Source organism: Bacillus sp. ISL-34, from assembly GCF_018613325.1.
Taxonomy (GTDB): Bacteria; Bacillota; Bacilli; order Bacillales; family DSM-1321; genus Peribacillus.
The window spans coordinates 362,354-368,782 of record NZ_JAGGQJ010000011.1 but is presented as its reverse complement, the minus strand read 5'-3'; the positions used below and the strand labels follow the sequence as shown (position 1 = coordinate 368,782).

At 37.8% G+C, this 6,429-nt stretch carries 6 protein-coding genes and 1 pseudogene; 2 read left to right on the top strand and 5 right to left on the bottom strand.

Translation table 11 applies throughout. From position 1 onward, the window contains the following. Positions 1-627: pseudogene (locus J7E52_RS11725) on the top strand (IS3 family transposase); the annotation flags it as partial. Between the two features lie 117 nt (positions 628-744). On the opposite strand, the gene J7E52_RS11720 reads toward J7E52_RS11725, so the two are convergent. The 3 genes from J7E52_RS11720 to J7E52_RS11710 form a co-directional block, all read right to left on the bottom strand. Beyond that, positions 745-1,290 carry a TetR/AcrR family transcriptional regulator gene (locus J7E52_RS11720; RefSeq protein WP_214746301.1) on the bottom strand — a complete coding sequence of 182 codons (546 nt, stop codon included), beginning with the start codon at positions 1,288-1,290 and terminating at the stop codon, positions 745-747. A 141-nt stretch (positions 1,291-1,431) separates the two neighbouring features. Further along, positions 1,432-2,334: an alpha/beta hydrolase gene (locus tag J7E52_RS11715; protein ID WP_214746298.1), complete on the bottom strand. Its 903-nt coding sequence runs from the start codon at positions 2,332-2,334 to the stop codon at positions 1,432-1,434. Between the two features lie 272 nt (positions 2,335-2,606). Continuing rightward, on the bottom strand, positions 2,607-3,035 hold the full coding sequence (locus tag J7E52_RS11710; RefSeq protein WP_214746295.1) for a GNAT family N-acetyltransferase: 429 nt from the start codon (positions 3,033-3,035) through the stop codon (positions 2,607-2,609). A gap of 881 nt (positions 3,036-3,916) precedes the next feature. Here J7E52_RS11710 and brnQ point away from each other — a divergent pair. Further along, the gene (gene brnQ, locus J7E52_RS11705; RefSeq protein WP_214746292.1) at positions 3,917-5,257 is read left to right on the top strand and encodes a branched-chain amino acid transport system II carrier protein; all 1,341 of its coding nucleotides are present in this window, start codon (positions 3,917-3,919) and stop codon (positions 5,255-5,257) included. 242 nt (positions 5,258-5,499) lie between these two features. Here brnQ and J7E52_RS11700 read toward each other — a convergent pair whose 3' ends face one another. Together J7E52_RS11700 and J7E52_RS11695 are read right to left on the bottom strand one after the other, a co-directional pair. Continuing rightward, positions 5,500-6,018: a DinB family protein gene (locus tag J7E52_RS11700; RefSeq protein ID WP_214746290.1), complete on the bottom strand. Its 519-nt coding sequence runs from the start codon at positions 6,016-6,018 to the stop codon at positions 5,500-5,502. Between the two features lie 167 nt (positions 6,019-6,185). Next, positions 6,186-6,332, bottom strand: a complete 147-nt coding sequence (locus tag J7E52_RS11695) for a YuzK family famiily protein (protein WP_214746375.1) — start codon at positions 6,330-6,332, stop codon at positions 6,186-6,188. Positions 6,333-6,429: the final 97 nt, after the last annotated feature.

Sequence of the window (6,429 nt, the reverse complement as noted above, 5' to 3'; positions counted from 1 at the left end):
TACGTAACCGAGGTGCTCGCATCAATCATAAAACAGTTCTCCGATTGATGAATGAACTAGGATTGAAGTCATTGGTTCGCATGAAGAAATACCGTTCGTACAAAGGGAACATCGGCAAGATTGCGCCCAACATTCTAGCACGTGATTTCAAGGCGGCAAAGTCCAATGAAAAATGGGTAACAGACGTCACGGAATTCCATCTAGCTGGGGAGAAACTATACTTATCGGCCATTCTTGACTTGTTTAATGGAGAAATCATCGCCTATAATATCGAATCTCGGCCTGTTTATCCGCTCGTTTCCAAAATGCTGGATAAAGCCCTTGATCGCTTGGAATCGAAAGATTCACCCATTCTCCATTCAGATCAGGGCTGGCATTATCAGATGAAACAATACTCGCATGATTTGAAAAAACATAACATTACACAAAGCATGTCCCGCAAAGGAAATTGTCTCGATAATGCGGTCATTGAAAACTTCTTTGGCTTATTAAGAATTTGAAAGCATGGAGCATTTCAAACAAGAACTAGAAGAATATATCCATTACTACAATCATCAACGAATCAAGGTAAAATTAAAAGGCATGAGCCCGGTAGATTACCGGGTTCATGCCCTCAAGGCTGCCTAAGTAAATAAAGTGTCTAACTTTTTGGGTTCACTTCAAAGCATCTCCCTTATTGAAGTAAAGCAAGTACATATTCTGAATGAGAAAAAAGGCGTCCCGGTTCTGCAGGAGCGCCCAGTATCATAAATTTCTCTCTAACAAAATTCCCACTTGTTCTGCCAAGACTTGGGGTGGCTCGGGTATTCCATTCGTGAAATACGATTCGACTATCCCTACAATAGCTACTCCAAAAAATTGAATGATAACATCTTTACTTAATCCTTGGTTTTTCCCTTCGTTTACATCTACTTCATTCTTTACTTCTTCGATGACAAGCTCAAGGAAGCTACTGCGGAAAAAAGGTGCCCCTTTGTCTGCCAACATGGTTGAAAAGAAGGAATAATGACTTTCAAAGTATTCAAACCAAATGAGAAGAGCATCTGAAAAACTCAATTCTGTTGAGGATTCACAAAGTTTTCTTAGTTCGTTAATATGTTCTTCAATGAGCTTATCGAGCAGATCATATTTATCCAAGTAATGAGAGTAAATGGTTCTTCGGCCAACATTCGCTTTGTCGGCAATATCCTGTATCGTAATTTGATCAAAATTCTTTTCAGACATCAGTTTAATAAAAGCTTTTTTGATTGCTTCTTGAGATTTTAGTATTCTTCTATCCACGATAGACATTGTGAGAGTCACCAAACTTTCCTGAAAAACCTTTTACTATAAGGTACAGCCGTTTCCTAAAATGACTGGGAAAACGGCTGTATTCTTAATGATACCATGCTTCTGTTTTTTTAAACACGTTGCATGCCACCTTCTTATTCCTTAAAGATTCTTGCCAAAGAACTCCGTTAACTTAGTTACAGCTTGATCTACATATTCTGGGATATCATACATAGCAATATGCGTTGCACCCTCAACCCAGAATAATTCCTTTGGTCCATTCGACAATTCATGGAATCGTTCGCTATAACCGCGTGTGTCTGCCTCGGTTCCTGCAATCAATAACATTGGTTGAGTCAGGTAGGTGCTAATTTGTCTTGATGCCGAGAATGCCATGAGTTTGTCAACGCTTGTAAATAGGAATCTATTGGGAGAATTAGGGTGCTGTGCTCTAGGCGTTCTATAGTAATCATAAGCTTCACGCATTAGCACAGGTGTATTTTTATCAATTTCTTCAAGCGTATCAGGTGCCCAAGTAATGAGATGCGCTTCTGTTCCATTTGCTTCTGCAGTACGCTGCTTCGCAACCGCCTCAAGTGTTTGCAATTGTGTTTCAATGCTACCTTCTCCTCGGAACATAGCACCGATGTCCACCGCACTTACAGTCGCCACTGCTTTGATACGGCGTTCAGTTGGAGCTGCAGCTACGGCATAACCGCCACCTGCGCAAATACCAAGTGCCCCAATCCTTTCTTGATCGACAAATTGGAGAGTCGTCAAATAATCCACCGCACAACGCACATCTTCTACTCTGGCATTCGGATCTTCAAGTAAACGTGGTTCTCCTTCGCTCTCTCCCTGATGAGATGCGTCAAATGCTAACGCAACAATACCCTGATTAGAAAGCTTTTGTGCATAAACACTTGCAGTTTGTTCTTTTACTCCTCCACCAGGATGTACAACAACAATCCCAGAATATTTTTCACTTTCGTCAAACCCCTTTGGTAAATATAGGTTTCCTGCCATCTTTAAATGACCATTATTAAATGTTACTGATTTTTTCATGTTTATTCCCCTTTTTTATAAAGAATTCGATGTCCCAAATAGAAATTGCATACATGTGCAATAAGGATCATCTGTGTAACATTATAAACGGGAACAGGATATCTTCAATGACCAATTGACTACGATTCGTGCGTTAGTGCACAATTGCGGTGAAATTGTGTAATAAGCTTTCTCCATTTATTCTGACGTTAAAATAAAAAAAGACCATATTCAGGTCTCAAGGATTGTGATTGGTTCAAGAATTCTCTAATTTCTTCTATAGGTACCCGCCTTTACTGCTTTATCATCTTCATGAAGTATTTTGGTGATTCAATAAAGCCTTGGCGGGCATAAAATCTATGTGCATCCGTTCTTCTTGAATGACAATGAACCTCAAGTCTGTCACAGTTTCTATTCTTGGCTAATTCAGTACAAAATGCTTCAATCTCCCGCCCAATCCCCTTACTTCTTATGGTTTTATCAACTGCAAAATAACTTATTCTAGCAAAATCCCCTTTTAAGGCTATTTGAGGTATGTAATGCAATGAAATAAAAGCGATCACTTCTCCGTTATCTTCATAAACCAATAAATCCTCATCAGGATGAATGATGATTTTCTCCATTTTTTCTCTAATAAATGTCTCAGTATCTGAATAATCCAACTGACTTAACAAATTCGCTATTGCCTTCCAATCCTCTATTACTGCTCTTCTAATCCCCATTAAATACACATCCTTAAGTTGATTTATTTAAAAGAAACCGATAAGAATTTATTTTAATTATATATGCATTTAACGGCCAATTGTATTTAATCAGGAAGGTTTCTACGATACTTCCAAGGCCAATAAGCATTCGTGTTATTCAACCCCAGAACGATATTTAACACATACTGAAAATGTTTTTAATTTTTTTACATATGTGTTATTTTAACCCCTTATTTTTACTTTCTTGAATTAACTAACCACAATTACCTTAACGTCAGCTCATCAAAAACCGAAGTTTAATGATCAATCTCCCTGTTTCTTTTTCCTTCAAAATATATGAATGCCAAAAGAATAATGATTGCAATTAATACAATGTCTGATAACCAAAATAAGTCCATATCCGTGTTATACTCAACCATATTAATTATAGGAAGCGCGAATATGAAAATTAGTAATAAAACATCTTTTTTACTTTGTTTCCTTTTTTCAAAAAACAACCCCAGTATTTTTTCAAAAACTGATCCCATTATAAAACACCGCCTTAATTTCAACTATGCCCTGCACATGTTTTCGTGAGTCATCGCACGCGAGCTCAAACAGGGTTCCCCATTGTAACTTCACTATGTTCTTGATCATTCAAAAAGTCAGCACCCTCATTTCCTTTAAATTTCATCTATTCAAAATGAATTTCATTAGTATGAGCAGCTTTTAGATGTTCAAAATAAAGTAAGGGCGGACCACTGATATCAAGGTGAATAATAAAAAACAAAAAATATATTGAAATATCAATTTAATTTAGTTATAATACGATACGGTCTTAGTATTACCGTTTATATAATTTTTAGAAAATTTAATAATTTTCTAAAATAGCAAATTTTGGTTTTTTCGGAGGGTTTATTTTGTCTAATAAGGTTCCATCTTCATTTATAGTAGTGATTGGGTTCATGTTATTTGCCCTTTTCTTCGGGGCAGGGAATTTAATTTTCCCGCCAATGCTTGGTCAATCTGCAGGTATGAATATCTGGTCAGCTAATGCAGGATTTTTGGTCACAGGAGTGGGATTACCGTTACTTGGTGTGCTTGCACTCGGTTTTTCTGGAAAAGATGACTTACAATCATTAGCGAGCCGTGTCCATCCAGTCTTTGGTATTGTATTCACAACCGTTCTTTATTTAGCCATTGGTCCATTATTCGCAATGCCTAGAACAGGAAACGTTTCTTTTGAGATCGGTGTAAAACCTTTTTTGCCTGAAGATTCAGGTCCATTGCCTTTACTTATTTTCACCATCATCTTTTTTACAGTTTCGTGCCTTCTTTCGCTCAATCCTGCGAAAATTGTCGAAATTGTGGGGAAAGTTTTAACACCCATCAAGTTGACGTTCATTGGAATCCTGGTGGTAGTCGCTTTCGTTAATCCAATTGGAGATTTTCAAGCACCTGCCGAGCACTATATGGTTCAACCATTTTTCAATGGGTTCAGAGAAGGATATTTAACCATGGATACTCTTGCATCTTTTGTTTTTGGTATCATCATCATTAATGCCATCAAAGAAAAAGGTGCTAAAACAAAAAAACAAATAATGATTGTTTGCGGAAAAGCGACTGCCATTGCGGCCGTTATCCTTGCTACCATTTATACAGCTCTCTCTTATATGGGTGCTTCAAGCGTTGGGGAACTTGGACGCTTGGATAATGGAGGCATTGTCTTGGCAAAAGTCTCGGATTATTACTTTGGAGCATATGGTGGGCTATTATTAGGATTAATGATCACAGTGGCTTGCATAACGACAAGCGTAGGACTCATTACATCTTGCTCGACATACTTCCATAAGCTGTTTCCAAATCTGCCTTACAAAACAATTGCCATAAGTTTATCCATATTCAGTGCAATAATTGCCAATATTGGACTAACCGAATTAATTGCCATTTCAGTACCTGTTATGACAGCCATTTACCCATTAGCCATTGTTTTGATCTTCCTAACATTTCTTCATTCTTTATTTAAAGGAAGACCTGAAGTTTATCAAGGCAGCTTACTTTTAACATTCATCGTCAGTTTATTCGATGGATTAAATGGAGCAGGTGTACACATTTCATTCATCAATGATTTCTTCACTGCAATACTTCCTATGTATGAGGCAGGACTAGGATGGATCATCCCTGCCATTGTTGGAGGATTCATTGGGTATGCCAGCAGCGTCTTAAAGTCGAAATTCGGTCATAATCACCAAATAGATTAATGATATAAATCAGTCCAGGAATATTTGACTGTAGACAAATTCGAGGAAAAGCGAGTTTGTCTACAGTTTTTTTGTTTAAATAGGCAGCAGTTGATTTCAGAAAGGTGTTATGTATTGACTTTAACCAATATACCATAAACTGTAATACATTACGGTTATTTTACCTTAAATATCCAAAAAACCTAATAGCCCGACATGAAAAAAGCTGCCATAAAGGCAGCTCCGAACATAGATTAAACTTCTTATTCATTCCGTAATTTCTTCAGCAATTGAAAAATCTGACCTCGATGATGTGATTCATGTTCAATCAAATGGTAAACGACCCATTCAGGTGTGACGTCATATTGTTCAAGTACCCTCGGTTTACGCCAATCGGTTAGGTCCATTGTGCGAAATTTTGAAAGAAATACTTCACGTACTTTATTGAGGCGGTAGAAATGTTCTTCTAATGTTTGTCCTTCAATGCGGTTTAGGGAGCCATCTTCAGCACGGCATCCTAATGGAAACAACGCGCGTATTTCCGAATCCCAATCCGAAACAAGGACCTCCTCGTATAACCAATCTGCCTCTATCAGCGCTATGTGATATAACATCGAGCCAATCGTTTGCCTCTCATCGATTTTCGTATCGAGTATTTTTTGGCTGGTTCCAGTCAATTCCTTTATAAGCGTACGGCGAACATCCTCTAAACACCATAGCCACCGCCCAATTTCCTCTTCATATCCCGGTAATGCAGATACCAGTAATGCTCTTCTCTCCATTAAGATCATTCCTCCTCTTCATGAACGTACATTCTATTTAAAAGTGTTGTTTCCTTCTTTCAAGTGGAAAAATTGCCATTTAGCGCAGGAAAAAAAAGAGCAATCTTTTGGATTGCCCTTTCGCTTGTTCTGATTTTTTCGTTTTATGTTATTCGATATTTTCGAAATTAACTCCCTAAAAAAAGATTGGCTTTCATCTCCTCTGATATACGTCTGCCCTGTTGATAATCCTGTTCCCGTTCTTGTTCAACCATCATACGCTGCTCCAGTTTTTGAGCATATAGTGCATAGCCGATTCCATGAGCCTGAAACATCGCTTTTTCCATTGCCGACGTGTACGTTAATTCCAGAAAATTAATGAAGAATCAATCCTTCCCATAGGTAATTTCGTACTCATCTTATCATTGAAAG

Excerpts from the sequence above, each read along its gene's own strand:
- J7E52_RS11715 (WP_214746298.1), bottom strand. The coding sequence starts at position 2,334 with ATGAAAAAATCAGTAACATTTAATAATGGTCATTTAAAGATGGCAGGA.
- J7E52_RS11710 (WP_214746295.1), bottom strand. The coding sequence starts at position 3,035 with ATGGGGATTAGAAGAGCAGTAATAGAGGATTGGAAGGCAATAGCGAAT.
- J7E52_RS11720 (WP_214746301.1), bottom strand. The coding sequence starts at position 1,290 with ATGTCTATCGTGGATAGAAGAATACTAAAATCTCAAGAAGCAATCAAA.
- J7E52_RS11700 (WP_214746290.1), bottom strand. The coding sequence starts at position 6,018 with ATGGAGAGAAGAGCATTACTGGTATCTGCATTACCGGGATATGAAGAG.
- J7E52_RS11695 (WP_214746375.1), bottom strand. The coding sequence starts at position 6,332 with ATGTTTCAGGCTCATGGAATCGGCTATGCACTATATGCTCAAAAACTG.